This is a genomic window from Methylosinus sp. LW3, from assembly GCF_000527115.1.
Lineage (GTDB): Bacteria > Pseudomonadota > Alphaproteobacteria > Rhizobiales > Beijerinckiaceae > Methylosinus.
Genome location: NZ_AZUO01000001.1, coordinates 1,524,463 through 1,549,878, shown reverse-complemented (window position 1 = coordinate 1,549,878; position 25,416 = coordinate 1,524,463). Strand labels below are relative to the sequence as shown.

The 25,416-nt window shown below is 65.4% G+C and carries 30 protein-coding genes; 13 read left to right on the top strand and 17 right to left on the bottom strand.

The window, feature by feature from the left end:
- Positions 1-75: 75 nt before the first annotated feature.
- A complete protein-coding gene (glyA, locus tag METLW3_RS0107760; protein WP_024879390.1) occupies positions 76-1,350 on the bottom strand; it encodes a serine hydroxymethyltransferase in 1,275 nt (424 codons plus the stop codon).
- A gap of 403 nt (positions 1,351-1,753) precedes the next feature.
- Between glyA and METLW3_RS0107755 the strand changes: the two genes are divergently transcribed.
- Complete coding sequence (locus tag METLW3_RS0107755; RefSeq protein WP_024879389.1) at positions 1,754-3,499, top strand: alkaline phosphatase family protein; 1,746 nt, start codon at positions 1,754-1,756, stop codon at positions 3,497-3,499.
- Positions 3,500-3,665: 166 nt separating this feature from the next.
- Positions 3,666-3,992 (top strand): hypothetical protein, encoded by a 327-nt coding sequence (locus METLW3_RS0107750; protein ID WP_245267250.1) that lies wholly within the window; start codon positions 3,666-3,668, stop codon positions 3,990-3,992.
- Between the two features lie 11 nt (positions 3,993-4,003).
- Here METLW3_RS0107750 and METLW3_RS0107745 read toward each other — a convergent pair whose 3' ends face one another.
- The 8 genes from METLW3_RS0107745 to METLW3_RS0107710 form a co-directional block, all read right to left on the bottom strand.
- The gene (locus METLW3_RS0107745; RefSeq protein WP_024879387.1) at positions 4,004-4,387 is read right to left on the bottom strand and encodes a hypothetical protein; all 384 of its coding nucleotides are present in this window, start codon (positions 4,385-4,387) and stop codon (positions 4,004-4,006) included.
- A gap of 82 nt (positions 4,388-4,469) precedes the next feature.
- Positions 4,470-4,829 (bottom strand): DUF5615 family PIN-like protein, encoded by a 360-nt coding sequence (locus tag METLW3_RS0107740; RefSeq protein ID WP_024879386.1) that lies wholly within the window; start codon positions 4,827-4,829, stop codon positions 4,470-4,472.
- Positions 4,830-5,060 (bottom strand): DUF433 domain-containing protein, encoded by a 231-nt coding sequence (locus METLW3_RS0107735; protein ID WP_024879385.1) that lies wholly within the window; start codon positions 5,058-5,060, stop codon positions 4,830-4,832.
- Between the two features lie 61 nt (positions 5,061-5,121).
- Positions 5,122-6,720, bottom strand: a complete 1,599-nt coding sequence (locus tag METLW3_RS0107730; RefSeq protein ID WP_024879384.1) for a peptide chain release factor 3 — start codon at positions 6,718-6,720, stop codon at positions 5,122-5,124.
- Between the two features lie 81 nt (positions 6,721-6,801).
- Positions 6,802-7,125, bottom strand: a complete 324-nt coding sequence (locus tag METLW3_RS0107725) for a helix-turn-helix domain-containing protein (RefSeq protein WP_024879383.1) — start codon at positions 7,123-7,125, stop codon at positions 6,802-6,804.
- Positions 7,122-7,712 (bottom strand): DUF3501 family protein, encoded by a 591-nt coding sequence (locus tag METLW3_RS0107720; protein WP_024879382.1) that lies wholly within the window; start codon positions 7,710-7,712, stop codon positions 7,122-7,124. Before METLW3_RS0107720 ends, METLW3_RS0107725 begins: the two co-directional genes overlap by 4 nt.
- Before the next feature lie 161 nt (positions 7,713-7,873).
- A complete protein-coding gene (locus METLW3_RS0107715) occupies positions 7,874-9,214 on the bottom strand; it encodes a heterodisulfide reductase-related iron-sulfur binding cluster (protein ID WP_024879381.1) in 1,341 nt (446 codons plus the stop codon).
- Positions 9,215-9,419: 205 nt separating this feature from the next.
- The gene (locus tag METLW3_RS0107710) at positions 9,420-9,839 is read right to left on the bottom strand and encodes a rubrerythrin family protein (RefSeq protein WP_018264950.1); all 420 of its coding nucleotides are present in this window, start codon (positions 9,837-9,839) and stop codon (positions 9,420-9,422) included.
- A 239-nt stretch (positions 9,840-10,078) separates the two neighbouring features.
- Between METLW3_RS0107710 and METLW3_RS0107705 the strand changes: the two genes are divergently transcribed.
- The 3 genes from METLW3_RS0107705 to METLW3_RS0107695 all read left to right on the top strand — a co-directional run bounded on the left by METLW3_RS0107705 (position 10,079) and on the right by METLW3_RS0107695 (position 11,729).
- Complete coding sequence (locus METLW3_RS0107705; protein ID WP_024879380.1) at positions 10,079-10,585, top strand: molecular chaperone DnaJ; 507 nt, start codon at positions 10,079-10,081, stop codon at positions 10,583-10,585.
- 222 nt (positions 10,586-10,807) lie between these two features.
- Entirely contained in the window at positions 10,808-11,428 is a 621-nt protein-coding gene (locus tag METLW3_RS0107700; RefSeq protein ID WP_157096251.1) for a hypothetical protein, read from the top strand.
- 16 nt (positions 11,429-11,444) lie between these two features.
- Positions 11,445-11,729 (top strand): hypothetical protein, encoded by a 285-nt coding sequence (locus tag METLW3_RS0107695; protein ID WP_157096252.1) that lies wholly within the window; start codon positions 11,445-11,447, stop codon positions 11,727-11,729.
- A 10-nt stretch (positions 11,730-11,739) separates the two neighbouring features.
- Here the strand turns inward: METLW3_RS0107695 and der are convergent, their stop codons facing one another.
- The 8 genes from der to METLW3_RS0107655 form a co-directional block, all read right to left on the bottom strand.
- Positions 11,740-13,137 carry a ribosome biogenesis GTPase Der gene (der, locus tag METLW3_RS0107690; protein ID WP_024879377.1) on the bottom strand — a complete coding sequence of 466 codons (1,398 nt, stop codon included), beginning with the start codon at positions 13,135-13,137 and terminating at the stop codon, positions 11,740-11,742.
- Between the two features lie 50 nt (positions 13,138-13,187).
- Positions 13,188-13,895 carry a tetratricopeptide repeat protein gene (locus METLW3_RS0107685; RefSeq protein ID WP_024879376.1) on the bottom strand — a complete coding sequence of 236 codons (708 nt, stop codon included), beginning with the start codon at positions 13,893-13,895 and terminating at the stop codon, positions 13,188-13,190.
- 243 nt (positions 13,896-14,138) lie between these two features.
- Positions 14,139-14,504, bottom strand: coding sequence for a 2Fe-2S iron-sulfur cluster-binding protein (locus METLW3_RS0107680; protein ID WP_024879375.1), 366 nt, complete (start codon positions 14,502-14,504; stop codon positions 14,139-14,141).
- A 60-nt stretch (positions 14,505-14,564) separates the two neighbouring features.
- Complete coding sequence (locus METLW3_RS0107675; RefSeq protein ID WP_024879374.1) at positions 14,565-15,719, bottom strand: glutathionylspermidine synthase family protein; 1,155 nt, start codon at positions 15,717-15,719, stop codon at positions 14,565-14,567.
- On the bottom strand, positions 15,716-16,138 hold the full coding sequence (locus METLW3_RS25320; protein ID WP_157096253.1) for a hypothetical protein: 423 nt from the start codon (positions 16,136-16,138) through the stop codon (positions 15,716-15,718). Before METLW3_RS25320 ends, METLW3_RS0107675 begins: the two co-directional genes overlap by 4 nt.
- A 5-nt stretch (positions 16,139-16,143) precedes the next feature.
- Complete coding sequence (locus METLW3_RS0107665) at positions 16,144-16,551, bottom strand: DUF350 domain-containing protein (RefSeq protein WP_024879372.1); 408 nt, start codon at positions 16,549-16,551, stop codon at positions 16,144-16,146.
- A 78-nt stretch (positions 16,552-16,629) separates the two neighbouring features.
- Positions 16,630-17,061 carry a hypothetical protein gene (locus METLW3_RS0107660; RefSeq protein WP_024879371.1) on the bottom strand — a complete coding sequence of 144 codons (432 nt, stop codon included), beginning with the start codon at positions 17,059-17,061 and terminating at the stop codon, positions 16,630-16,632.
- Between the two features lie 185 nt (positions 17,062-17,246).
- A complete protein-coding gene (locus METLW3_RS0107655; RefSeq protein WP_024879370.1) occupies positions 17,247-17,708 on the bottom strand; it encodes an NAD(P)H-dependent oxidoreductase in 462 nt (153 codons plus the stop codon).
- A 217-nt stretch (positions 17,709-17,925) separates the two neighbouring features.
- Between METLW3_RS0107655 and lnt the strand changes: the two genes are divergently transcribed.
- The 8 genes from lnt to METLW3_RS0107615 all read left to right on the top strand — a co-directional run bounded on the left by lnt (position 17,926) and on the right by METLW3_RS0107615 (position 25,263).
- On the top strand, positions 17,926-19,611 hold the full coding sequence (lnt, locus tag METLW3_RS0107650; protein WP_024879369.1) for an apolipoprotein N-acyltransferase: 1,686 nt from the start codon (positions 17,926-17,928) through the stop codon (positions 19,609-19,611).
- Between the two features lie 119 nt (positions 19,612-19,730).
- Positions 19,731-20,174: a helix-turn-helix domain-containing protein gene (locus tag METLW3_RS0107645; protein ID WP_024879368.1), complete on the top strand. Its 444-nt coding sequence runs from the start codon at positions 19,731-19,733 to the stop codon at positions 20,172-20,174.
- A gap of 151 nt (positions 20,175-20,325) precedes the next feature.
- Positions 20,326-21,516, top strand: a complete 1,191-nt coding sequence (gene metK, locus METLW3_RS0107640; protein WP_024879367.1) for a methionine adenosyltransferase — start codon at positions 20,326-20,328, stop codon at positions 21,514-21,516.
- Between the two features lie 41 nt (positions 21,517-21,557).
- Positions 21,558-22,301 carry a tRNA (guanosine(46)-N7)-methyltransferase TrmB gene (trmB, locus tag METLW3_RS0107635; RefSeq protein WP_245267248.1) on the top strand — a complete coding sequence of 248 codons (744 nt, stop codon included), beginning with the start codon at positions 21,558-21,560 and terminating at the stop codon, positions 22,299-22,301.
- Positions 22,302-22,410: 109 nt separating this feature from the next.
- Positions 22,411-23,304 (top strand): co-chaperone YbbN, encoded by an 894-nt coding sequence (locus tag METLW3_RS0107630; RefSeq protein WP_024879365.1) that lies wholly within the window; start codon positions 22,411-22,413, stop codon positions 23,302-23,304.
- A gap of 47 nt (positions 23,305-23,351) precedes the next feature.
- The gene (locus tag METLW3_RS0107625) at positions 23,352-24,020 is read left to right on the top strand and encodes an LON peptidase substrate-binding domain-containing protein (RefSeq protein ID WP_024879364.1); all 669 of its coding nucleotides are present in this window, start codon (positions 23,352-23,354) and stop codon (positions 24,018-24,020) included.
- A 131-nt stretch (positions 24,021-24,151) separates the two neighbouring features.
- Positions 24,152-24,376 carry a Trm112 family protein gene (locus tag METLW3_RS0107620; protein ID WP_024879363.1) on the top strand — a complete coding sequence of 75 codons (225 nt, stop codon included), beginning with the start codon at positions 24,152-24,154 and terminating at the stop codon, positions 24,374-24,376.
- Positions 24,376-25,263, top strand: coding sequence for an acyl-CoA thioesterase II (locus tag METLW3_RS0107615; protein ID WP_024879362.1), 888 nt, complete (start codon positions 24,376-24,378; stop codon positions 25,261-25,263). Before METLW3_RS0107620 ends, METLW3_RS0107615 begins: the two co-directional genes overlap by 1 nt.
- The last annotated feature ends 153 nt before the right edge of the window (positions 25,264-25,416 follow it).

Here is a 25,416-nt window from a genome sequence, read left to right as displayed (position 1 = left end):
AGCCCCCGGCCCCTCATCCTCACCTTCTCCCCGCGAGCGGGGAGAAGGGACGGAAGGCGCCCTGCGATAACCCGATCAATAGATCGGGAACTTCGCCGTCAGCGCGTGGACCTTCTCCTTCACCGCGGCTTCGGTCGCGGCGTTATCCGCCTCGCCCTTGGCGGCGAGGCCGTCCAGCACCTCGACGATATAGCCGCCGACGAGCTTGAACTCCGCCGTGCCGAAGCCGCGCGAAGTGGCGGCCGGCGAGCCGAGACGGATGCCAGAGGTGACGAAGGGCTTCTCCGGATCGAAGGGGATGCCGTTCTTGTTGCAGGTGATGTGCGAGCGGCCGAGCGCGGCTTCCGCGGCTTTGCCGGTCAGCTTCTTCGGACGCAGATCGACCAGCATCAGATGATTGTCGGTGCCGCCGGAGACGATGGCGAGGCCGGCGTCGACCAGCGTCTGGGCCAGCGTCTGGGCGTTGTCCTTGACCTGCTGCTGATAGGCCTTGAACTCGGGCTTCAGCGCCTCGCCGAAGGCGGCCGCCTTGCCGGCGATGACATGCATCAGCGGGCCGCCCTGCAGGCCCGGGAAGACCGCCGAATTGATCTTCTTGGCGATGTCCTCGTCATTGGTCAGCACCATGCCGCCGCGCGGGCCGCGCAGCGTCTTATGCGTGGTGGTGGTGACGATATGGGCGTGCGGGAAGGGCGACGGATGCAGGCCCGCCGCCACCAGACCGGCAAAATGCGCCATATCGACCATGAAATAGGCGCCGACGCTATCCGCGATCTTGCGGAAGGCCTCGAAGTCCCAAATGCGCGAATAGCCGGAGCCGCCCGCGATGATGATCTTCGGCTTGTGCTCGGCGGCGAGCGCGGCGACCTGCTCCATGTCGATGCGCTGATCGTCTTTGCGCACCGTATAGGGAACTGGCTTGAACCATTTGCCGGAGAGATTGACCGGCGAGCCATGGGTCAGATGGCCGCCCGCGGCGAGATCGAGGCCCATGAACGTGTCGCCCGGCGTCGCCAGAGCGAGGAAGACCGACTGATTGGCCTGGCTGCCGGAATTGGGCTGCACATTGGCGAATCCGCAGCCGAACAGCTGCTTGGCGCGCTCGATCGCCAGATTCTCGGCGATGTCGACGAACTGGCAGCCGCCGTAATAGCGCTTGCCCGGATAGCCTTCGGCATATTTGTTGGTGAGGACGGAGCCCTGCGCTTCCAGAACCGCCTTGGACACGATGTTCTCGGAGGCGATGAGCTCGATCTCGTCGCGCTGACGGCCGAGCTCGAGGCCGATGGCCTTGGCGAGATCAGGATCCGAATCGGCGAGCGAGGCAGTGAAGAAAGCGGATTGGCTCATTTAGCATCCTCTATCGAGACAAGGCGCGGCAAGTGACGGCGGCTCCCGGCTCGCCCGCGCCTTCGGGCGGAGCCGTTCGCGGGAAGCGAGGTTTCGCTCGGGGTCGCCGGAAACGGCGATCCCGAAACGGCCTCGAGCTCCCGTTTTCAGCGCAAAACTCTTTCGGCCGATCGAAATCCGGCCGCAGAATGCGCGCTCGCGCATCGGTGTGAGGGTTCGCTTATCACGCTCTCGCAGGGACGAAAAGAGGCGCAACCGACGCGGGGACGGAGTTTGTCGCGGCGCCGGCCAATTCACTCCCGTTTCCGGCGCGTCGCGGGCGATCGAAGCGGCGCCGCGACTGTCATCGACCGGATATGTTGCCTCGCTAGCGTCCGCCCCGCCAATATTAGGGGGCTACAAAATGTTCCTGAAGCATTCGATCGGCGGCCTCGCGGCCCTCGCCTGCGCGGCGTCGGCTACTCCCGCCAGCTCAGAATCTCTGCGCGAATTTCACCATATTGTCGTCATCTACCAGGAAAATCACAGCTTCGACAATTTGTTCGGCCTGTGGGGCGCGGTGAATGGCGAGCCAGTGCAGGGCCTACCCTTCGCCGATCCGGCGCACACCAAGCAGGTCCGCGCCGATGGGACCACCGCCTATTCCTGCCTGCTGCAGAACGATGTGAATCTCGCCTCGCCGTCGCCGCTGGCGACGAGCTGCACGGATGCGACCGGCGCGACCACCTTCGTCAGCGCCTTCCAGAACAAGCCCTTCGAGATCGACAATTATATCGCCGCGGCCGACAAGACCTGTCCCGCGCCGGGCGTCTCCGCTGCGAACGGCGTGCTGAAGAATGCCGCCGGCGCCCTCACGGGCGGCTGCACGCGCGATCTCGTGCATCGCTATTACAGCGAGCAGTTCCAGATCAATGGCGGCAAGCAGAATCGCTATGTGACGGGCAGCGACGCCGCCGGCCTCTCCATGGGCTATTACGACACCACCAAGCTGCCGATCTATGCCGCGCTCCACAAGCATGGCGCGCCGCATTACGTCATCGCCGATCATTTCTTCCAATCGGCCTTCGGCGGCTCCTTCCTCAATCACCAATGGCTCGTCGCCGCGGCGACGCCGGTGTTCGCCAATGCGCTCAATGACGCGAGCGCGAACGACCTCCATTCCGTGGTTGACGCCAATGGCATGGCGGCGAGCACCACGCTCTATACGAATCTGCTCGGCTCCTCCGCCAAGGACGCGCAGCTGACCGCCTCCTGCAATCCGCCCTCGGGACGTCCGGCGACGCCGGAGAATGTCGCCTGTGGCGATTTCGCGATCAATACGATCCAGCCTTACTATCAGCCCTACGCGCCCGGAACGGCGGATGCGAAGCGCCTGCCGCCGCTGGAAAATGCGACGATCGGCGACCGTCTTTCCGCGCGCGGGATCGACTGGGCCTGGTATTCGGGCGGCTGGTCCAACGCCAATGGCGACATCGGCGCGCCCGGCTGGACCAATGGAAACGGGACCAGCTGCGCCGATCCGAACGCGATGGCGACGGCGACCTTTCCGAACTGCCCGGACAAGCTGTTCCAGTTCCACCATCAGCCGTTCAACTATTTCAAGGCCTATGCGCCGGGCGCGGCGGCGCGCCGCGATCATCTGCGCGACGAGGCGGAGTTCGTCCAGCTCGCCAAGACCGGCCGGCTCAAGCCCGTCAGCTTCGTGAAGCTGATCGGCGCGGAGAACGAGCATCCCGGCTACGCCAGCGAGGCGGATGGCAGCTCGCATCTCGTCGATCTGATCGCCTCCATCGTCAACGGCCCGGACGGGCGCGAGACGCTCATCATCGTCACCTATGACGAGTTCGGCGGCTCCTGGGACCATGTGCCGCCGCCGCCCTATCAGAGCGAGCATGTGGCCGAAAGAGAGCATCATCACGGCCACGACCATCACGCCGGCGGCGGCGCGCATGATCGCTGGGGTCCCGGCACGCGCATTCCGGCGCTGCTGATCTCCAAGCGCTTCGATCGCTCCGGGGTGGATCATGCGAATTACGACACGACCTCGATCCTGAAGCTGATCGAGGAGCGCTACCATCTCGCCCCGCTCGCCTCGCGCGATGCGGAGGTCCACAGCCTCGCGCGGGCGCTGGAAGCCGCCGAGCGCTGAGCGACGCGACCGCCAAGGAAACGGCCCCGCGCGAGTGGGGCCGTTTTCGTTGCGGGTCTCGCATTCGGTTCCGAAAGTCGCGTCGAACTTTTCAGAGCCGCGCGATCATGCGATGAAGCCCGCGGCGCCGGCTCGTTCGCCCGCGCCGCAGAGGGGGCTCGACAAGATGAATTCCTCCAGCTCCGGTCGGCGCGCGATGCTCGCCTGCGCCGGCTCGCTCTTCGTTTTCCTGTCGGGAGCGGCGGTCGCGCAGGACGCCGATTTCTCGCAATTGCCGATCTATCGGGAGTTTCGCGACCAGCTCGCCTCGCAGGGCTGGAGGCCGGACGCCGGCTTCGGCCTCAAGCTCCCCTCCGGCAAGCCGCTCTATCGCTTTCCAGAGGTGCTGTGCGGGCCGAAGATCTGTCACGCGCGCTGGGTCCGCTCGGGAACGGAGAAGATCGTCACGCTGATCCGCGGCGACCTCACCGAGGAATATCGCGTCTCGCCCTGAGGGCGAGAGGCTCACTGCCGGGCCGGCGCGGCCCCTCGCGTCTCGAGAACGCCCACCAGCCGCTCCACGAGATCGCCCGCGACCGCCGAGGGAAGAGCGAAGGCGAGCCGATTGCCATCCGGCGAGACGAGCGTGAGCAGCAGATTGTCGCCGATCATCTCCCGATGCACGGCGATCGACTCGACCGGCGTCGCCAGCACCGCCTCGACCTCGCCGCTGGCCGGCTGCCGCTGGGCGAGGCCCTTCTCGCGCAGCGCGAGGGCGGAGCGGGTCAGCTCGAGAATATCGGCGGCGGTGAGGACGATTCTAGCCGTCACGCCATCGTCGCCTTTCCGGCTCAGGATGAAATCCTCGCCGATCGGATCGAGATTGAGGCCGGACGACGCCTCGGACATGGGTCGGTTCTCCTTTGCTCTTGCGATCGGGCAGCATAGGCGAAGGCGAAAGAATTGTCTCGCTTCGCCGCGGCGAGCCTCGTCAGGCCGGGCGCAACGAGCGCATTCGCACGCGGCCGGTCTCGATGACCGAGAAATGGCCCGCCCAGTCGCTGCGTTCTTCGATGCGAGCGAGGAGCGCCTCCCCAATTGCGGCGGCGGGCGGCGTCGGCATTCGAAAGAGGATTATCCCGCAGGAAGCCGGAAGCCCCGCGCTCCAAGCGAGCTCGCCGAAATCCTTGTCGAAGGTCAGAAGAATGCGTAGCTCCGTCTCCGCCATGACGAGAACGTCCACGTCCCGGGCGCCCGGCGACCTCTCGCTCAAAGAGGAAACATCGTGACCGGCGGCTCGCAAGGCCGACACTGCGTCGCCCGGAAAATTCTCGTCAGCGAGAAATCGCATCTACACGGCGCTGGGGAAAAATTTTTCCGATCGAAGCGCATCACGCGCATATCCGAGGCAAGCCACGATATCCTCCCGCTCGAGAACGGGATAGTTGCGTCGAATATCGGCTTCGCTCCAGCCATCGGCCATCAGCCCGATGATGAATTCGACTGAAAGCCGCGTGCCGCGCACAACGGGCTTTCCTGCGAGCACGGCGGGGTCGAGAATAATGCGCGCTTCGTCGGACATGATGGCGCTCCTCGCTATAGAGAAATTATAGCCCTTTCCCGGCGAATCGCCAGAACGCTCGTCACCCCTTCCCCGCCCCGTTCTTCTGATAATCCTTCACATCCGAGAACACGATGGAAGAATGCCGCTCCGCGTCATAGCGCAGCTGGAACTCGCTCGACGACATGAACACGGGCGCGCCGTCTATATCCTCCGCCATGGAGGAGCCATGCGATTCGATGAAGCTCTTCAGCGCGATCGGGTCCTGCGAGGTTATCCAGCGGCAGATCCCGAAGCGCGAGGTCTCGTATTTCGTCTCCAGCCCATATTCGGCCTCGAGCCGCGTCGCCAGCACATCGAGCTGCAGCGCGCCGACGACGCCGACCAGCGCGCCCGAGCCGTCATTGGGCAGGAAGAGCTGCACCACGCCCTCCTCCGCGAGCTGGCGCAGCGCTTCGCGCAGCTTCTTGGCCTTCATCGCGTCCGAGATGGCGATGCGGCGCAGAATTTCCGGCGCGAAGCTCGGCACGCCGCGAAAGGAAATCTCCTCGCCCTCGGTGAGCGTGTCGCCGATGCGCAATATGCCGTGATTGGGAATGCCCACCACATCGCCTGCATAGGCTTCATCGGCGATGGAGCGGTCGCGCGCGAAGAAGAATTGCGGCGCATTGAGCGAGATGGTCTTGCCGGTGCGCACGATCTTCGCCTTCATGCCGCGCGAAAGCTTGCCCGAGCAGACGCGCATGAAGGCGATGCGGTCGCGATGGTTCGGGTCCATATTCGCCTGAATCTTGAACACGAAGCCGGCCATCTTCGGCTCCTTGGCCTCGACATGGCGCTTGTCGGCGTCCTGCCCGCGCGGCGAGGGCGCATATTCGGCCATTGCGTCGATGAGATCGCGCACGCCGAAATTGCGCAGCGCGCTGCCGAAGAAGACCGGCGTCAAATGCCCCTCGCGAAACGCCGCGAGCTCGAACTTCTTGCAGCCTTCCTCGGCGAGCATGGCCTCTTCCAGCCAGGCGTCCGCCTCATGCGCCGGCAGCAATGCGAGCAGCGCCGGATCGTCGAGGCCGGAGACGGTCATCGGCTCCGTATCGGCGTCGATCTTGCGCACGGATTTGGTCGCGAAGCAGTAGGTGCCGGCGAAGCTGCGGCCCGAGCCGATCGGCCAGGTGACCGGCGCGGTGTCGAGCGCCAGCGTCTTCTCGATCTCGTCCAGCAGCGAGAACGGATCGCGGCCATCGCGATCGAGCTTATTGATGAAGGTGACGATCGGAATATCGCGCAGGCGGCACACTTCGAAGAGTTTTCGCGTGCGCGCCTCTATGCCCTTGGCGGCGTCGATTACCATCACCGCCGCGTCCACGGCGGAGAGCGTGCGATAGGTGTCTTCCGAAAAGTCCTCATGGCCCGGCGTGTCGAGCAGGTTGAAGACGCAATCGCCATATTCGAAGGTCATCACCGAGGTGACGACGGAAATGCCGCGCTCGCGTTCTATGCTCATCCAGTCGGAGCGCGTCTGCTGCGCGTTGCGCTTGGCCTTCACCGCGCCGGCGAGCTGAATCGCGCCGCCGAACAGCAGAAGCTTCTCGGTGAGCGTGGTCTTGCCCGCGTCCGGGTGGGAGATGATGGCGAAGGTGCGCCGCCGCGAGACGGGGTCGCTCGGCTGTGGGCTGGTCAAGGCTGAGGCTCGCTGGAAAGTGGCGGGTTCGCCACGCCCTTTAAGGGCAATCGGCGGATAAGGCCAGCTTTCCGTGCCGGCTCACGCCGCGAGCTCGCGCAAGACCTCCGGCCGGCGCTCGGCGATCTTGTAGAGCGTCACCGCGGCCGCCGAAGGCTTGCGCCGGCCCTGCTCCCAATCCTGCAAGGTCCGCACGGACACGCCCAGCAGAGCGGCGAAGGCCGCCTGCGACAGGCCGGAGGCGAGCCGCGCGCGTGCGAATTGCGGGATTTCGGGCGGGAGTTCGGGATTGTGGACCCGCGCCCTGGCGCCGGCCTTCATTTCCCGCACCGATGCGAGCAGCTCCGCGCCGATGTCGATCGCCGTCGCGCGCTTGGCGGATTTCGGGGAGCCGGACGCCCTCACGCGAAATCCCCCGCCAGCTCCGCCCGCACCGCCTCCGGCATGACGGCGATATGCCCGTAATTCTGATGCGTGAAGCCGATCAGCGCGCGTGCGCCGGGCTCGCGGAAGGCGGCCGCCTGCGCATCGGTGAAGGGGAAATGCACGAATTGCACGGCCGAGGCCTTGCCGTCCGCCCTGGTGCGGTCCTGATCGGCTTCAGCGACGCCGGCGATACGCGAGCCGCCCAATTCGATGAAGGCGGTCTCCTCGATCGCGCCCAGCGTGTCCAGCACGCGCTTTCTCCGCAGCGGATCGTCGATCTCGATCATGAAGGTGGCGACCAATTCGCGGCCCTTGGGGATCAGCGGCTCATAGGCCGCGATCTCGCTCGGCGCCTGCTCGAGCGTCCCCTTTTCGATGTGGATCATCTCCTGGATCTGCAGCCAGATCGTCTCGAAATCCTCGAAATAAAAGGTCACGAAAGGCCCGACCTCGACGCGGCGATTGCGCTTGCGCGCGGCGATACGGCGGCGGCTCTCGACGCGGACCTTGGCGTATTCGTCCGGCGGAAGAAGATCGGCGACGGTGATGTGGTGCTTTTGCGCCATTTTGGATCGCTCCAGTTTCTTCTCGGTCGGTTCGATGGCGGGACGAACGCGCCGCCTCGGGCGTCATTGCGAGCAAAGCGAAGCAATCGAGGAGCCGCCCTCGACTCTGGATTGCTTCGTCGCCTCGCTCCTCGCAATGACGGCGGAAGGGCGCGACGCCGTCACTTCACCCCATAGGCCCGCGCGAGAATCTCGATCGGATGCGCGAGAAGCGCGGGCTTTTTCGCTTCCGCGTCCAGCCGCTCCATTCCCTGCACGATATGCGGGCCGGAGAGCGGACATTCGGAGACGATATAGGCTTTGCCCGACGATTGCGCCTGCCGCGCCACCGGCTTGCCGACTTTCAGCGCCGTCTCGAAATTCGCCGTCTTATAGCCCCAGGCGCCGCCATGGCCCGAGCAGCGCTCGATGACGGCGACATCCGCCTGCGGGACGAGACCCAGCAGCTCCGCGCCTTTCCGCCCGATATTCTGCGCGCGCGAATGGCAGGAGACATGAAAGGCGACGCCGCCCTCGATCGGCGAGAGCCCTTCCGCCAGCCCCTCCTTGCGCGAGATGCCGACGACATATTCGCTGAGATCATAGGTCGAGGCGGCGAGGCGCTTCACTTTTGGATCATCGGTGACGATCAGCGGCCATTCGAATTTCAGCATCAGCGCGCAGGAGGGAACCAGCGCGATAATGTCATAGCCTTTGTCGATCCAGGGCTCGAAGGCGGCCGCCACTTGCTTTGCCGAGGCCGCGACCTCGCCGATGAGCCCCTGCTCGAGCAATGGCATTCCGCAGCAATGCGGGTGCAGAATCTCCGTCTCGACGCCATTCTTGGCGAGCACCGCGCGCGCCGCAAGCCCGACGCTGGGATCATTATATTCGCCGAAGCAGGTGGCGTAGATCACCGCCTTGCGGCCGAAGCCCGGCGCCTCTCTGTTCACCTCGACCGGCGTCTCCTTCGCGAGCGCCTCCAAGCTCTTCTTCGAATATTTCGGCAGCACAGCCTCGTGATGCAGGCCGGCGACCTTCTCCAGCGCATTGCGCGCGGCATGATGCGAGCAGTCGGTCGCCCAATTGGCGAGCGGCGCGATCTTCGTCGCCAATGCGCCATTGCGGTCGGTCTCGGCGAGCTGGCGATCCGCGAAACCGACGCCATTCTTCTTCGCCTCGACAGCGCGATAGCGCAGCATCAGATGCGGGAAGTCGAGATCGAACTCATGTGGCGGCACATAGGGGCATTTGGTCAGAAAGCACATGTCGCAGAGCGTGCAGGCGTCCACGACCTTTTTGAAATCCACGCTGGCGACGGTCTCGATTTCGCCTTTCGCCGACTCGTCGACGAGATCGAACAGGCGCGGAAAGGAATCGCAGAGATTGAAGCAGCGCCGGCAGCCATGGCAAATATCGAGCACGCGGCGCATTTCGGCGTCGAGCTTCGCCTCGTCGTAGAAATCTGGATTTTCCCAATCCAATGGACGCCGGAAGGGCGCCTCGAGCCCGCCTTCTCTCATCGCTTTGCCCTGGTCGAATTATTCCGATCGGCTCATGCGTTTTCTCCCTCTCTCCGCGCGGGGAGAGGGCCGGGGTGAGGGGCTCGGGGCGTGAGCCATAGACGGAAAACGCCCCGGCCCCTCATCCGCACCTTCTCCCCGCAAGCGGGGAGAAGGAAGGCGGCGAAGGCCGCGCGAAGGATCAGCCGGAAATCGGGTCGCGCGCTTACTTCAGCTCGTCGAGCGCCTTCTGGAAACGGCCGGCGTGCGAGCGCTCGGCCTTGGCCAGCGTCTCGAACCAGTCGGCGATCTCCTCGAAGCCCTCCTCGCGGGCGGAGCGCGCGAAGCCCGGATACATATCCGTATATTCATGCGTCTCGCCGGCGACGGCGGCCTTCAGATTGTCCTCGGTCTTGCCGATCGGCAGACCAGTCGCAGGGTCGCCCACCACCTCGAGAAATTCGAGATGGCCATGGGCGTGGCCCGTCTCGCCCTCGGCGGTGGAGCGAAACACGGTCGCGACGTCATTATGGCCTTCGATATCGGCCTTTTGAGCGAAATAGAGATAGCGGCGGTTCGCCTGAGACTCGCCGGCAAACGCATCCTTCAGATTCTGTTCGGTCTTGGTGCCCTTGAGCGTAGCCATGACTAAAGCTCCTTGGATGTACTCTCATGGGGACGCCCGCTGTCCCGACGGCCAGTCGGAACGCCCTTGTTTAGAATAATTTGAAATTGCCGCTTGCCAAGCGCCAATAGGGCGTTTGGCTGGGGACGGAGCCTCAAAACCGTGCTGCAGCGCAAAATTGGCTTCGAAACTGCATGTAACGTGAGATTGTACGAATGCGGCGGCCCCTTTCGCACAAAAGCGACGGGGCGCCCGACGGCATGAGAGCGGGCTGCGTGACGGACACATCGGCGGATCAATTGGACTGGGTCGTCTGGAACGGCTCGCTCGGCGTATCCGACAAGGTCACGATCGGCCGCGTGGAGATCGTCGACGGCGTCCGCATGGCCTGTCTCGCGCCGCCCTATGATGTGGTGGGGCCGTTCAGCCTGGACGAATTGGAGACGCAGGGCCGCATCGCCTTCGGCGCCTGCTTCGTGATGTCGCTCCAACGCTGGAAGGAGGATCAGGTCGAGCTGCGCTTAGAAGGCCGCAAGCAGCGCGCCGCCTTCCAGAAGATGTTCAATTTCGACGAGGACGACAATCAGGAGCATCGCGAGACGCTGGAATTGCCTCTGGAAGGCGCGCTGGAGCCGGCCGAGATCAAATCCGCCTTCCGCCGCCTCGCCAAGACCGCGCATCCCGACGCCGGCGGCAGCGCGGAGGATTACCGCCGCATCGCCGAGGCGCGCGACGCGCTGCTGGCGCAGTTCGAAGGGGCGAGCTGAGGAAGCGCGGGCGACCGATTTCCGTTCCCGGAAAGCAGTGATCGTTGTAGTCTGCCTCCATCGCAAGTCCCGGAGGCGGCGATGGGGCAGACGACAAATCATTGCAGGATCGAAGCGCGATATTTGCGCGGCGGCAACCTTTGGGGCCGCGTTCTGCTCGCCGCTGGATTGACCATCGCCAGCGTCTCCGTGCTGTTCTCGGGGCGTTTCGGTCTCGTCGTCATGACGCTGGCGGCGATCGGCGCGCTTCTTTGCGGCGCAGCGACGTTTTCGGCGCTGGGGAAGCTGTTCAGACGGTCTCCCGTCTTGATCCTCGAGGCGGAGGGCCTTGTCTATCCCTCGGCGTCCGCCGCGCCGCTGCCCTGGCGGGACTTCGAAACGATATCCAAGACAAAGCATGGCGGGCGCGAATGGTGGACGCTGCGACTGACGCCTACCGCGACGCGATGCCTTCTTCGCAAAGATTTCTTGAACTGGATCGCCCGATGTGATCGCCAAGTGCCGCAAGAAATTTTCCTGCCCGCTATGCCCCTCGACATAGACACGGCGAAGCTCGTGGAGATCATAGCGGCGCGCATCGAAGCAGCACGCGGCGCGGAGAACGTCGGAACGGCAGCTTCGATAATCGATGGTGCGCCCCCATATCGAAAACTCGGACGCACCCTCAGCGCTATCATTCGCAACCCGGGCTATGTCCTGTTTTCCGTCGTGGTCGGCGCAACGCTGCTCTCCGGCTCGCCGGAAGAAAACTACTACGCCGCCCTCGCCGTCGGCGCGGCCATTATCGTGCAGCTCATCGAAAAACATTTCGTCAAAAGGGACATTTCAGAGAGTGGGCGCTGAAAGCACGGAGCCGAACATGCGCTTTTTCCGAAGGCACGCCCGCATCATTTCCGCCATTCTGCTGAGCGAGCTCGATTTGACGCTCGCCCTTTTCGGCGCGCTGCTCACCCTGCTGCCGATCGGCCGCTCGGAGCGTCGCAACCGGGGCTCCGCCGATCCGACCAAGCCGGGCGCCTATGATTTTTGGCCTACGCTGACCCCCATCACGCGACCCGAGCAATTCAGGAGAGAACAGACGACCGAGCTGATCGTCGAGGCGCCGGCGAAGTCTCCTCTCGCGACAAAGAAGCGCGGCGAATGAAGCTGCCCGCCTACTTCCTCCCCTTGTCGAACGGATTCTCCCCCGAGCGCGTGGAGATGCGGATCGGCGTGCCCGGCAGATCGAAGGAGCGGCGCAATCCATTGGTGAGAAAGCGCAGATAGCTCGCCGGCAGCTCGTCGAGCTGATTGCCGAACAGGATGAAATGCGGCGGCCGCGCCTTGGCCTGCGTCATATAGCGGATCTTGATGCGCCGGCCGGAGACCGCCGGCGGCGGCGTCTCGTCGATCGCGCTCTCCAGCCAGCGATTGAGCCGCGCCGTCGAGATGCGGCGGTTCCAGACTTCATGCGCATCGAGAATGGCGTGCATGAGCTTGTCGAGCCCATAGCCGGTCACGCCAGAGACGGCGACCACCGGCGCGCCCTTGATCTGCGGCAGCAGGCGCTCGGCCTCCTCGCGCAGCTTGGCGAATCGCGTCCCCGGATCGTCCACCGCATCCCATTTGCCGAGCGCCATGACCACCGCCCTGCCCTCGCGCGCGGCGAGATCGGCGATGGTCAAATCCTGCTTCTCGAACGGAATGGCCGAGTCGAGCAGCAGCACGACGACCTCCGAGAAGCGCACGGCGCGCAGCGCGTCGGCGCCGGCGAGCTTCTCCAGCTTGTCGACGACCTTGGCGCGCTTGCGCAGGCCGGCGGTGTCGAAGAGCTTCATATCGCGGTCGCGCCAGCGGAAAGGCACGGAGATGCTGTCGCGGGTGATGCCCGCCTCCGGCCCGGTGAGCAGGCGGTCCTCGCCGAGCAGGCGATTGATCAGCGTCGATTTGCCGGCATTGGGCCGCCCGACCACGGCGATGCGCAGCGGCTTGGTCGGATCGACCTCGCTGCCGTCCTCATCGGCCGAGACGGCGATGTCGGTCGCCGCCTCTTCATCCTCCTCCCAAACCGCGGTCGCCTCCGGCAGCGCTTCCCGCAGCGCGTCGTAGAATTCGCCGAGGCCCTCGCCATGCTCGGCGGAGAGCGGCACGGGATCGCCGAGGCCGAGCTCATAGGCCTCGACCACACCGGCCTCGCCCTTGCGCCCTTCCGATTTATTGGCGGCGAGGATGACCGGCTTGCCGGCGCGACGCACCAGATCGGCGAAATATTTGTCGTCCGGCGTCACGCCGACGCGCGCGTCGATCATGAACAGAATGGCGTCGGCGGTCTCGATCGCCGCCTCGGTCTGCGCGCGCATGCGGCCTTCCAGCGTGGCGGAGGCGCCTTCCTCGAGGCCGGCCGTGTCGATAATGGTGAAGCGCAGATCGGCGAGGCGCGCCTCGCCCTCGCGGCGGTCGCGCGTAACGCCGGGCCGGTCGTCGACGAGCGCGAGCTTCTTGCCGACGAGCCGGTTGAATAAGGTCGACTTGCCGACATTCGGCCGGCCGATGATGGCGAGCGTGAAGGACATTGTGGCCCTTTGGTCCAACGTCGCGGCGACGTCGCCTGTGAAGCTCGCGCTTACTTGGCGGGAGCGGGTGCGGGAGCGGCCGGCTCTTTGGCGGCCGGCGGAGGCGAGGAGCCGCGCGCGGCGTCCAGCAGCGCCTTATAGGCGCCGGCGCGCTGGCGCATGGCGTGCGGCGCCTCCTGATCGTTGAGAATGATCTTGAAAGCGCGCTCGGCCTCGTCGAAATCGCTGTCTTGCAGCGCGTCGAGCCCGATGAGCTCCTGCGCCGTGTAGCGGAACGGGCCATTGGCGGTGACGAGCTCGCCGAGCCGGTCCACCATCTTCTGGCGGTCGCCCTGCTCGAGCATCAGCACGCCGGCGCGCAGCTTGGCGACTTGCTGGGTGAGCTTGTCGACGCCCTTGTCCTCGGCGATGGCGTCGAAGGCGGCGACAGCCTTGGCTTTGTCGCTCTTGGCCAGCCCCTCGGCGGCGCGCATGCGCGCCAGAGTGGCGTAGCCCCGCGGCGAATCCTTGGCCAGCGCCTCGAAGGCGGCGACCGCCTCGGCGTCCTTGCCGCCGGTCGCCAAAGCGGCGGCCGCGTCGAAGCGGACATTGGCGCCCTCGGCCGTCTTCAAGCGATTGGTCTCGAAGAAGCTATAGACGCCCGTCGCGACGACGACCAGAAAAGCGCCGACGAACACCGGCGTCTGATAGCGCTTCCAGAGGTTGGCCGCCTTGTCCCGGCGGACGTCTTCGTCGACCTCATGGAAAATGTCGGACATGACCGCTCCTGTCGCGTGGGCGCCGGAGGTTCCGGGCGCGGAGGCCGCTGTTAGCATGCGCGAGCACGCAAGGCCAGTTCCCCCGGCGCCGCCCGCGCCGAAGCCGGCTTCGCCACGGCCATGAGGCGGACGCGGCGGGAAAATCGCCGAGGATCGATATAGCGCGGCGCCCGCTCGAGGGCGCGCCCGCGCGTCTGATCCAGAGCCGGCCTGCGGCTCTGGATCGTCGCGCTCAGGCTAGCGTCAGGCGCCGCCGGGCTCTCCGGTGAATTTCACCAATATGTCCTGGTCACGCACCACATATTGGCAGGCGAGCCGATATTTGGGCGGAATGTCGTCGACCACCGCGCGGGAAATCTCCTCCGCTGTGATCTTGCCCATGGATTTGAGCTGCGCTTTCTCCTTCTCGGTGAGCGTCGCGCCCATGGTCTTGTCGTCGAGCGGCGTCACCTCGATGAGGCAGGAGCCGCATTCGCCGTCCTTGCAGTCATGCGGGATCGGAATCTTATTCGCCTCGGCGACGGCGAGTATCGTGTGCGTGTCGCCGGCGACCGCATAGACCGTCACATTTTTATGGAGAAGAGGGGTGGAGAAGGTGACATCGGGCATGGCCGTCCTCCCTTATTTTTTTATTTGCAGGGAAGAGCGTACGCCCCGACTCATTATGCGTCAATCGATGATCGCATGCGGCAAAAAGCGCGAGCGATCCGTCGTCACCAATGACGCATCCTCGCGCACGCCCATGCCGGCCGGCTCGCCGCCGACGAGCCAGCAGCCGAGCACGGGATAACGTCCGCCGAAGCTCGGCAACGCGCATAATTGCTGACGCACGAAGCCTTCGCCGCCATAGTCGCCATCCGTGCGCGCGAGCAGAGTCTCGCCGTCGTGGAGCGCGACATTGGCGCCCTCGCGCGAGTAGAGCGGCTTGCGCGCATATCGCGTCAAAGACGCAGCGCGCGCATCGTCCTCGAAGAAGCAGGGCAGAAGATTGGGATGGCCAGGCGCAGCCTCCCACAAATAGGCGAGAAATCCCTTGCACGACGCGATCGCTTTCCATGGCGGCTCGACGAAACGCGTCGCGCCCATCGCCGCCGATTTGCCGAAAGCGTCGGCGAACATCCATTCCCAAGGATAGAGCTTGAACATTCGCTCCACGCGCCGCCCCAGGCGATCGACGAACATCTCGCCCGCGAGGCCGATGTCGCGCATGTCGATGCGCGCGGTCCAGGAGCCGGCCTGCGTCGCGCAATCGGAGAGATAGGCGACATTGCCGCGATCCTCGACGCTCTGCGTCATGCAGGCGAAATGCACAGCCCCGCCGTCGGCGATCTCGCGCCAGCGCGCGATCAGGCGATCATGCAGCGAATTGAACTGATCCGCGCCTGTCGGCAAATGGCCGCGCGCGATCATCTGCTCGAGCCAGAACCATTGCACGACGGAAGATTCGAACAGGCTCGTCGGCGTGTCGGCGTTATATTCGAGCAGCTTCGGCGGCCCTTCCCCGCAATAGGAAAAGTCGAAACGCCCATAGAGCGAAGGATCGCGGCGCGCATGGCTCTCGGCGATGAGACCCCATGCGTGACGCGGAATGCGCAGACGTTCCAGCGCCTGCTCGTCGCGCACGATGCGCGCGACGACCTCCTCGCTGAGCGCGGCGAGATCGGCCGTCGCTTTCTCGAGATCGTCCTCGATCTCGCGCAGGGAGAAAACATAGCGCGCGCTCTCGTCCCAATAGGGCTCGCCATCGGGCTGCGCGTATTGAAATCCAATTTTGCGCGCCTCCTCGGCGAAGTCCGGCCGCGGCGGCGAAAGCTCGCGCCTCATGAGCCGCCGCCATGCCCCGCGCCGGAGCCGCCGAAACCGCTGAATGACACCGCATGCCCGAGAGACGAGCCGCCCGCATGGCCGGACGCGCTCTCGCCCGAGGAAGAATGCGAGGAGGAAGACGACGAGCCGCTGGAATAGGAATGTCCGCCCGAGCCGCCATGGCTGCTGGAATGGCTGCTCGAATGGCTGCAATCCTGCCGCTCTGGATCGGCGCCCTCTGGACAATCGCGCCGCGGCTTCTCCATCAGCGCCAGCGCGCCGATCGACAGCGAGCCGACCGCTATTACGGCGATGGCGAGCGAGCGCTTGCGAAAGGGCGACGGAGAGGCGCCGCCGGGAAGCCCTTTGGGCGCATGGGTGACGACGGGCGGCGCCATCCCGCGGCGACCGAACTCCTTACGAGGCGGCTCGGCCATGGTTCTCACGGACTCATGCAGGCGGCGCTGAGCACGCCGGCGGAAATGGAAACGGCGCCGAGCCACACCGCCGCGGCTATGGCGTTCTGCTCGATCGCCTGCGAAAGGCCCGGATGCGCGAGCCGCGCGAGAAGATAGGCGATGATCTGCGTGGCGAAGGCGACGAAGCCCCAAATGATGAATTCGAGCGCCGTCTGCGTGTTGTGCACCGCGCCGGCGAGCGCGATGGCGAAGCCGATGAGGCTGCCGCCGAAGGCGATGGACGCAGAGGCGTTGTGCTCATCGACGATGAGATCGAACTCGCAATGCGGGGTCAAACGCGTGTAGACGACGCAGAATGCGGCGCAATAGGCGATGGCCCCGAGAAAATAAGCCGCAAAGGACAGAAGGCCGGATGCGAGATCTGCAGGCAAGGTCGGTCCTCTCGTAAAAATCGCGAAGAGGTTAGCAAAGCGGATGAACGAAAGATAGAAGCGCCGCGAGACGCCGTCTCACGAGCCGCCCGCGTGAAAGCCGCCGCTTTCGCCGAATCCGCCGTAATAGGCGTGATAGCCCGACAAACTGCCGCCCCCACCTCCGCCGCTCCCGCCTCCTGGGTCGCTTCCGCGTTCGCAATCGCGCCGCGGATCGGCCGCGCATATTTGACGATCGACGATCTGCGCCAGCGCGAAAATTCCGATCGAGATCGCGCCAAGCGCAATCAGCGCGATGGCGAGCGGCCACGCTTGCTCTGACGGCAGATGCAGAGATTCGCCGACGGGCGCCTCTAGGCGAGGCGGCGGGGCCGGGCGCGGTCCGAGGCCGTGGCCATAGATCGCTATGCCTTTGCGTTCGACGCGAAGCGATCGCTTGCGCGGGCTCTCCGCGCGTCTCGGCCCCAGACCGTGGCCGAAAAATTCGATGCCGGGCTCTTCCTCCGCCATGACTCATCGACCGTGGAGAAAAGCGATGCAATGGAACAGCGCCGACGCAATGACGCCGCCGATGACAAATCCCGAGCGCAAAGTCGCACCTTTCAAAAATAGATACGCAAACATATCGAGAGACCGCGAAGAAAGATAGGCGCGCCGGAATCGACGACGCCTCGCGCGACTGACCGCGGCCTACGTCAAAACACCCCCGCCTCCAGCCCCGCGGCCATCGCCATTCCGAGCTCGCGGCACGCCTCGACGAATTCTTCCCGCCAAGGCCCGCGAAAAATCAGCGGCTCCTGCACGGCGCGCCAGCGCAGGCCGGTCGCCACGCTCTCGACGCTGCGCCGCGCGCCGGCGCCGTCGTTTCCGGCGCGAATATAGAGCGCGTAAGGCCGGCCCTGCATGCGGTCGAGACAGGGATAATAGCTGCGGTCGAAGAAATCCTTCAGCGCGCCGCTCATATAGCCGAGATTTTCCGTCGTTCCCAGAATGAGCGCATCGGCGGCGAGCGCATCCTCCGGCGTCGCCTCCAGCGGCGCGCGCATTGCGATCTCGACGCCGGCGATCTCGCGCGCGCCGGCGAGAACGGCCGCACGCAGACGCTCCGTATTGGGCGAAGGCGCATGGGCGAGGATGAGAAGGCGCTTGGCGGTCATCGGGCGAATTCGTCTCTCGATTCGTCTCTCGCGGCCATCGCCGCGTGCGCCGCCGCACAGCGCGGCCTCGCTCGAAAATGATAACGATTCTCGTAAATAGCGCGAGCGATCACAATTCGATCCCATTGAAATGCGAGAGCCGTTTTCGAGCCGGCTCTAGGGCGTAGCCGTTGGACGGGATAAAGTCGTTACGCCAATTCGAATCGAACGGATGCACATGGCGCAGCAATTTCTTACCCGGTCCTTCGCCGATGGCGCGCGGACGGGACCGACACTTCCGCAACGCATCATCCTCGCCGAGGGCTGGACGCGCCGCGCCATCGCCTTTGCGGCGGGCGCCGTGGGCGCGCTGGCGCTGGCTCCCCTCGATCTCGCCCCGGCCATGCTCGTGACCATGTGCGTCTCCGTGTGGCTGCTCGACGGCTCGGCGTCCGCGCGCGGCGCCGGCGGCCTCTCCTATCTCGCCGGCTCCATGCGCCGCGCGGCGGGCGCCGGCTGGTGGCTCGGCTTCGGCTATTTTCTCGCAGGGCTGTGGTGGCTCGGCGCGGCCATGCTGGTGGAGCCGGACCAATTCGCCTGGGCGCTGCCGCTGGCAGTCATCGGCGCGCCCGCTGTCCTCGCGCTGTTTCCGGCGCTGGGCTTCGCGCTCGCGCGGGCGTTGTGGTCGGGCGGCTCGGCGCGCATTTTCGCGCTCGCGGCCGGGCTCGGCGCCTCGGAGTTTCTGCGCGGCTACGTCCTCACCGGCTTTCCCTGGAATGATTTCGGCATGGCGCTCGCCGCCATTCCCTTCCTCGATCAGACGGCCGCGATCGTCGGACTGCATGGGCTGGATATTCTCGCGGTCATTCTGTTCGCCGCGCCAGCAACGCTCATCGACGGCCCGCGCCGCCTCACGCCCTCTATCATCGTCGCGCTCGTCCTTTCCGTCGGCATGGCGGGCTATGGCGCGCTGCGGCTAGGCGCCGGCAAGACGGAATATGTCGAGGGCGTCAAATTGCGGCTGATGCAGCCCAATCTCCCGCAGGACGCGAAATTCAAGCCCGAGAACGGCCCGGAGATTTTGCGCCGCTATCTCGAGCTCTCCGATCGCGCGGTCGCGCCCGGCCGCTCCGGCGTCGCCGATGCGACGCATCTGATCTGGCCGGAATCGGCCTTCCCCTTCATCCTCTCGCGCGATCCGGAGGCGCTCGCGCGCATCGCCGCGACCATGCGCGGGGCCGTGCTGCTGACCGGCGCGGCGCGCGCGGAGGAGGATGCGCGGCGCGAGGACGGCAAGCGCCACACCAAGATTTTCAATTCGATCCTCGCCGTTCAGGGCGGCCGCATCGTCGCCGCCTATGACAAGACGCACCTCGTGCCCTTCGGCGAATATCTGCCACTCTCCAAGCTTCTCGCGCCGCTCGGCGTCTCGCAGCTGGTCCCCGGAACATGGGACGAAGGAACCGGGCCGCGACGGTTCGCTGCGCCGGGATTGCCGCTGGCCGCCCCCCTCGTCTGCTATGAGGCGATCTTCCCCGGGGAGACGGTCGAGCCCGCCGGCGAGCGGCCGCAATGGCTGCTGAATGTGACCAATGACGGCTGGTTCGGCATGACCAGCGGACCCTATCAGCATTTCGCCCAGGCGCGTCTGCGCAGCATTGAGGAAGGGCTGCCGCTGGCGCGCGTCGCCAACACCGGCGTTTCCGCGGTCGTCGATCCTTATGGCCGCATTCTCCACCGCCTGCCGCTCGGCGTCGAAGGCGTCATCGATGCGCGCCTGCCGCGCGCGACCGACGCGCCTCCCTTTGCCGCCCATCCTTTTCGCTGGACTTCAACGCTTTGGTTCTTCACAATAATTTTCGCCCTGTTCGGACGCTTTCGCGGCCTCGCGGGTTCGACTTCCGGTCGTGTGGGCGCGCGATGACACGCTCCTCGACACAGTGGCGAGCACGTCCGCGCCAGCGATCGAAAGGGCGAAATCCACTGTAGATCAGCATCTTCGAACAAAAGGCGGCACCTGATGAGCAAAAGGAAGCATTCGCAGTGAAAAAAGCGCCCGATCCGATCGACAAGCATGTCGGAAGTCGCGTGCGCATGCAACGCATCCTTATGAAGATGAGTCAGGAGAAACTCGGCGAGGCGCTCGGCCTCACATTCCAACAAGTGCAGAAATACGAAAAAGGCACAAACCGCATCGGCGCCAGTCGGCTGCAGCAGATTTCCAAGACGCTGAACGTGCCGCCCTCCTTCTTCTTCGAGGGCGCCCCCAACTCCCAGCCCGCCTCCGGCGACGGCTTCGCGGAGGAATCCTCCTCGCAATATGTCGTCGATTTCCTCTCGACGGCGGAAGGCCTGCATCTCAATCGCGCCTTCGCCCGCATCAAGGACCCCAAGGTGCGCAAGCGTGTCATCGACCTCATCTCGACGCTGGCCGAGCAGGACGAAGTCGCGCGGGAGCCGGGCATAGGCGATACGGCCGACAAATAGGCCGAAGCTCGGCTCACCCCGACCGAGTTCTCTATAAAGAACATTTTGGCACATACGGCTTGACGAAACGAACGACGCCTGTACTGATTTGGGCGAATGGACAGGTCTGTCCGCCGGAGAACGGCGGAGCGGCGATTGACGGAGATTGGATGTGACGCGACAGAACTATCTTTTCACCAGCGAGTCGGTTTCGGAAGGCCATCCCGACAAGGTCTGCGACCGCATTTCAGACGAAATCGTCGATCTGTTTTTTCGCGAGGGCGCCAAGTTCGGCGTCGACCCCTATCAGATCCGCGTCGCCGCGGAGACGCTCGCCACCACCAATCGCGTCGTGATCGCCGGCGAGGTGCGCGGCCCCGCGATTTCCAAGGAGCAGATCGTCGACGTCGCCCGCAAGGCGATCAAGTCCATCGGCTATGAGCAGGCCGGCTTCCATTGGCAGAACGCCGATGTCGAGGTGCTGCTGCACGCCCAGTCGGCCGATATCGCGCAAGGCGTCGACGCCGCCGGCAATAAGGACGAGGGCGCGGGCGATCAGGGCATCATGTTCGGCTACGCCGTGCGCGAGACGCCCGATCTGCTGCCGGCGCCGATCTATTACGCCCACAAGATTCTCGAGAAGCTCGCCCACGCCCGCCACACCGGCAAGGAAAAGGGCCTCGGCCCGGACGCCAAGAGCCAGGTCACGCTGCGCTATGAGAACGGCAAGCCGGTCGAGGCCACGCAGATCGTGCTCTCGCATCAGCACACCGACGAGAATCTGACGCCGCAGGACGTTCGCGCCATCGTCGAGCCCTATATCCTCGAGGCGCTGCCCGCGGGCTTCGTCACCAAGGAGACGGTTTGGCACGTCAATCCGACCGGCAAGTTCCACATCGGCGGCCCGGACGGCGACGCTGGCCTCACCGGCCGCAAGATCATCGTGGACACCTATGGCGGAGCGGCTCCGCATGGCGGCGGCGCCTTCTCCGGCAAGGACCCGACCAAGGTGGACCGCTCGGCCGCCTACGCCGCCCGCTATCTGGCCAAGAACATCGTGGCGGCGGGCCTCGCCGATCGCGCCACGCTGCAGCTCTCCTACGCCATCGGCGTGGCCGAGCCGCTGTCGATCTATGTCGATCTGCACGGCACGGGCCAGGTTCCCGAGGACAAGCTCGAGGCCATTCTGCCGCAGATCATGCGCCTGTCGCCGCGCGGCATTCGCGAGCATCTGCAGCTCAACAAACCGATCTACGCCCGCACCTCGGCCTATGGCCATTTCGGCCGCACGCCGGACGAGGAAGGCGGCTTCTCCTGGGAGCGCGCCGATCTCGTCGACGCGCTGAAGGCGCAGTTCTCCTGACGCAGGCGATCTTCGGCGACAAAGACGCCAAAGACTGAGCCATGGAACGAGACGGCGACCTGGAAGAAGCGATCGACGGCGGCGCGGCCCATGTGGCGCGCCGCCTCTACGGCCGCAGCAAGGGCAAGGCCTTGCGCGCCGGCCAGGCGCGGCTGCTGCAGGATCTGCTGCCGCGGCTGACGCTCGATCTCTCGCAGCCCTGCCCTTCCGCCGCTGGCCTGTTTCCGACCGCGGTCGCGGAGGTGCGTCTCGAGATCGGCTTCGGCGGCGGCGAGCATCTGATAGCCGCCGCGGCCGCCCGGCCCGACGTCGGCTTCATCGGCTGCGAGCCCTTCGTCAACGGAATGGCCAAGCTGCTCGCGAGGATCGACGCGCTGGGCCTCGCCAATATCCGCCTCCACCAGGGCGATGCGGCGGAGGTGATCGGCTGGCTGCCGAAGGCGAGCCTCGGCCGCACCTACCTCTTCTATCCCGACCCCTGGCCCAAGCGCCGACATCGCAAACGCCGCTTCGTCTCGAAGGAGACATTGGAGGCGCTCGCCCATGTGCTGCGCCCCGGCGGGGAATTGCGTTTCGCCACGGATATCGACGATTATGCCGGCTGGACGCTGGCGCGCGTCCGAGAGTCCACGGATTTTGCATGGACCGCGGCGGCCTCTAAGGACTGGCTCACGCCCTGGCAGGGCTGGACGCAGACGAAATACGAGGCGAAAGCGATGGCGGCCGGACGCAAACCGGTCTATCTGACGTTCATGCGGCGTGGCGACGGAGCGAGCGACGCCTAGAGCGCGTTCCGGTCGAATGGAATCGCGATCGATCGAATTGGCTCCGGCGAATGATTCTCGAGAGCGATTTCCGATCGAAGGTCTGGCAGGCGGTGCGGGAGATGGTGCGATGGCGGCGGAACTGACGGCGCAAGACGACGCCCGAACGACCGAAACGACGACGGAGAGCTTCCGCGCCGACGTCCTCGAGGCGTCGCTGCGCCAGCCCGTGCTCGTCGATTTTTGGGCTCCCTGGTGCGAGCCCTGCAAGCAGCTGGCCCCCGCCCTCGAGCGCGCCGTAAAGGCCGCCGGCGGGCGCGTGAAGCTCGTCAAGATGAACATCGACCAGCATCCAGAGGTCGCCGGACAGCTCGGCGTCAAATCCATTCCCGCGGTCGTCGCCTTCCAGCGCGGCCGGCCGGCCGACGGCTTTGTCGGCGCGCTGCCGGAGAAGCAGCTGCGCGGCTTCATCGAGCGCCTCGCCGGCCCGCTCGAGGACGAGGGAACCGACGACTTCCTCACCGCCGAGGCGCTGATCGGCGAGGGCCAGCTCGAGGCCGCCGAGGCGATCCTGCTGCAGCTCGTCGCGCGCCAGCCCCCTTACACGAAAGCGGCGGCCGAGCTCGCCCGCCTCTATGTCGAGCAGGAGCGCCTCGCCGACGCGCAAGCGCTGCTCGACGGCCTGCCCGCCCCGATCCGCGCCGACTCTCTGGTCGCCGCTGCGGCGGCGTCGCTGGAGAATGCGCTCGCAGCCTCCGATCTCGGCGAGATCGACGAGCTGCACAAGCGCGTCGCCTTCGATCCCGACGATCTGCAGGCGCGCTTCGATCTCGCCCTCGCGCTCAACGCCAAAGGCAAGCGCGACGAGGCCGCAACCGCGCTCCTTGACATCATCCGAAAGGACCGTAGTTGGAGCGACGACGGGGCGAGGAAGCAGCTCATCCAGTTCTTCGACGCCTGGGGACCGCTCGACAAAGCGACCATAGGCGCCAGGCGACGCCTGTCGTCGCTGCTGTTCTCATGATGCGAGCGCGTTTTCTCGAGGAGTAGCGGCGACCGCCGCTGACCGACATGAGCGTCAATCATCCCTATAAAGACACGAGCGACCTGCCCGTCGTCATTCCGGTATTTCCGCTGACGCGCGCGCTGCTGCTGCCGCGCGGCGAGCTGCCGCTCAACATATTCGAGCCGCGCTATCTGGCCATGGTCGATGACGCCATCGCCTCGCAGCGCGTCATCGGCATGATTCAGCCGCTGCCCGGCCAGGACGAGCGCGAGCAGACCCCCGCGCTGCACAAGATCGGCTGCGCCGGCCGCATCACGCGCTTCTCCGAGACCGGCGACGGCCGCTATCTCATCTCCCTCACCGGCATAGCGCGCTTCCGCATAGAAGAAGAGCTGCCGACGACTCTGGCCTATCGCAGCTGCCGGGTCAGCTATGACGATTTCCTCGTCGATCTCGAGCCCGGCGCCGGCGAGGACAATGTCGATCGCACCGGAATGATCCGCATGCTGCGCGAGTTCGCCGACGGCTCCCAGCTCGACGTCGACTGGACGAGCATAGACGCCGCCCCCAATGAGGCGCTGGTCAATGCGCTCGCCATGATGAGCCCCTTCGGCGCCAGCGAGAAGCAGGCGCTGCTGGAGGCGGTCGATCTGCGCTCGCGCGCCGAGATTCTGGTCGCGCTGGCCGAGCTCGATCTGGCGCAGAACAGCGACGATCCGCCGCAATTCCATTAGAGACTTTTTCCGCCGCTGCGGCATATAGCGAGATAGTTTTACCAGGAGGCGGCCGAGACTGCGCGCAGCGATCTCCCCGAAGCCCAGATCTCCCCGAAGCCCTATGGCTCGCAGAGCAGAAAGGCGTCACGATGAGCGACAAATCCGATAAGCCCGCGCGTGAGGGCGAGGACGCATCCGAGGCGACGAAGGTCGATCCGCGCCTTCTCGAGATTTTGGTCTGCCCGCTCACCAAATCGACGCTCGAATATGACTCCGAGCGCCAGGAGCTGATCTCCCGCTCCGCCCGGCTCGCCTATCCGATCCGCGACGGCATTCCCATCATGCTGCCGGAGGAGGCCCGGCCCGTCGACTGATGGACGCGCACAACAGCACGCGCGAGCTGCTCGCGCTTCTCGATCTCGAGCCGATCGGCCCGGACGCCTACCGTGGCTACAGCCGGTGCAAGAATGCGCGCGTCTATGGCGGTCAGGTGGTGGGCCAGGCGCTGGTCGCCGCGCAGCGCAGCGTGCCGGCCGACCGCCCCGCCCATTCGCTGCACGCCTATTTCATCCTCGCCGGCGACCCGCGCGAGCCGATCGACTTCTTCGTCACGCGACTGCGTGACGGCAAGAGCTTCACGACGCGGCGCTGCGAGGCCAAGCAGCGCGGGCGGACGATCTTCTCGATGGAGGCCTCGTTCCATATCGAGGAGCCTGGCCTCGAGCACGCCCTTCCCGCGCCAGAAGCGCCGGCGCCCGAGACGCTGCCGACGAAAAACGCGCTGGCCGAGCGCTTCGCCGATTTTCTGCCGCTCGCCGCCTCGGAATGCATCGCCGGATCGCCGTCGGTCGATATACGCGTGGTCGATCCGAGCGCCTTTTTTTTGAACAATCCTGAGGCGGATGCTCGGCAATTCATCTGGTTCAAGATCGCCGAGCGCATCGGCGACGAGATTGCCGTTCATCAAGCGCTGCTCGCCTATCTTTCCGACATGACGCTGCTCAACACGGCGCTGGCGCGGCACGGCCGCTCCATTTTCGACGAGCGGCTGCAGGTCGCGAGCCTCGATCACGCCTTATGGTTCCATCGCCCGTTCCGCGCCGATGAATGGCTGCTCTACACGCAGGACAGCCCGACCGCCGCCGGCGCGCGCACGCTCACACGGGGAATGATTTTCTCCTCGGACGGACGGCTCGTCGCCTCTGTGGCGCAGGAAGGCTTGATCCGCGATCATTCATCCGAAACTCGAGCAGCTGATTGACTGTTTAGTAGGCGCCTGCTGCCTTTTTGCAGGCGCCTACGCTTTCCCCCGCCCTCTCGCCGCACCTCACGGTCGCGGGCGCAAACCCTTTGCGCAGCGCGCTTCCTGTCGCCTGCGTCGCTTCGCCACGGATTTGATTTGCTTCGCAGTTCT

Coding starts and splice junctions, on each gene's coding strand:
- glyA (WP_024879390.1), bottom strand. CDS start 1,350: ATGAGCCAATCCGCTTTCTTCACTGCCTCGCTCGCCGATTCGGATCCT.
- METLW3_RS0107755 (WP_024879389.1), top strand. CDS start 1,754: ATGTTCCTGAAGCATTCGATCGGCGGCCTCGCGGCCCTCGCCTGCGCG.
- METLW3_RS0107750 (WP_245267250.1), top strand. CDS start 3,666: ATGAATTCCTCCAGCTCCGGTCGGCGCGCGATGCTCGCCTGCGCCGGC.
- METLW3_RS0107745 (WP_024879387.1), bottom strand. CDS start 4,387: ATGTCCGAGGCGTCGTCCGGCCTCAATCTCGATCCGATCGGCGAGGAT.
- METLW3_RS0107740 (WP_024879386.1), bottom strand. CDS start 4,829: ATGCGATTTCTCGCTGACGAGAATTTTCCGGGCGACGCAGTGTCGGCC.
- METLW3_RS0107735 (WP_024879385.1), bottom strand. CDS start 5,060: ATGTCCGACGAAGCGCGCATTATTCTCGACCCCGCCGTGCTCGCAGGA.
- METLW3_RS0107720 (WP_024879382.1), bottom strand. CDS start 7,712: ATGGCGCAAAAGCACCACATCACCGTCGCCGATCTTCTTCCGCCGGAC.
- METLW3_RS0107715 (WP_024879381.1), bottom strand. CDS start 9,214: ATGAGAGAAGGCGGGCTCGAGGCGCCCTTCCGGCGTCCATTGGATTGG.
- METLW3_RS0107710 (WP_018264950.1), bottom strand. CDS start 9,839: ATGGCTACGCTCAAGGGCACCAAGACCGAACAGAATCTGAAGGATGCG.
- METLW3_RS0107705 (WP_024879380.1), top strand. CDS start 10,079: ATGAGAGCGGGCTGCGTGACGGACACATCGGCGGATCAATTGGACTGG.
- METLW3_RS0107700 (WP_157096251.1), top strand. CDS start 10,808: ATGACGCTGGCGGCGATCGGCGCGCTTCTTTGCGGCGCAGCGACGTTT.
- METLW3_RS0107695 (WP_157096252.1), top strand. CDS start 11,445: ATGCGCTTTTTCCGAAGGCACGCCCGCATCATTTCCGCCATTCTGCTG.
- der (WP_024879377.1), bottom strand. CDS start 13,137: ATGTCCTTCACGCTCGCCATCATCGGCCGGCCGAATGTCGGCAAGTCG.
- METLW3_RS0107685 (WP_024879376.1), bottom strand. CDS start 13,895: ATGTCCGACATTTTCCATGAGGTCGACGAAGACGTCCGCCGGGACAAG.
- METLW3_RS0107680 (WP_024879375.1), bottom strand. CDS start 14,504: ATGCCCGATGTCACCTTCTCCACCCCTCTTCTCCATAAAAATGTGACG.
- METLW3_RS0107675 (WP_024879374.1), bottom strand. CDS start 15,719: ATGAGGCGCGAGCTTTCGCCGCCGCGGCCGGACTTCGCCGAGGAGGCG.
- METLW3_RS25320 (WP_157096253.1), bottom strand. CDS start 16,138: ATGGCCGAGCCGCCTCGTAAGGAGTTCGGTCGCCGCGGGATGGCGCCG.
- METLW3_RS0107660 (WP_024879371.1), bottom strand. CDS start 17,061: ATGGCGGAGGAAGAGCCCGGCATCGAATTTTTCGGCCACGGTCTGGGG.
- METLW3_RS0107655 (WP_024879370.1), bottom strand. CDS start 17,708: ATGACCGCCAAGCGCCTTCTCATCCTCGCCCATGCGCCTTCGCCCAAT.
- lnt (WP_024879369.1), top strand. CDS start 17,926: ATGGCGCAGCAATTTCTTACCCGGTCCTTCGCCGATGGCGCGCGGACG.
- trmB (WP_245267248.1), top strand. CDS start 21,558: ATGGAACGAGACGGCGACCTGGAAGAAGCGATCGACGGCGGCGCGGCC.
- METLW3_RS0107630 (WP_024879365.1), top strand. CDS start 22,411: ATGGCGGCGGAACTGACGGCGCAAGACGACGCCCGAACGACCGAAACG.
- METLW3_RS0107625 (WP_024879364.1), top strand. CDS start 23,352: ATGAGCGTCAATCATCCCTATAAAGACACGAGCGACCTGCCCGTCGTC.
- METLW3_RS0107620 (WP_024879363.1), top strand. CDS start 24,152: ATGAGCGACAAATCCGATAAGCCCGCGCGTGAGGGCGAGGACGCATCC.
- METLW3_RS0107615 (WP_024879362.1), top strand. CDS start 24,376: ATGGACGCGCACAACAGCACGCGCGAGCTGCTCGCGCTTCTCGATCTC.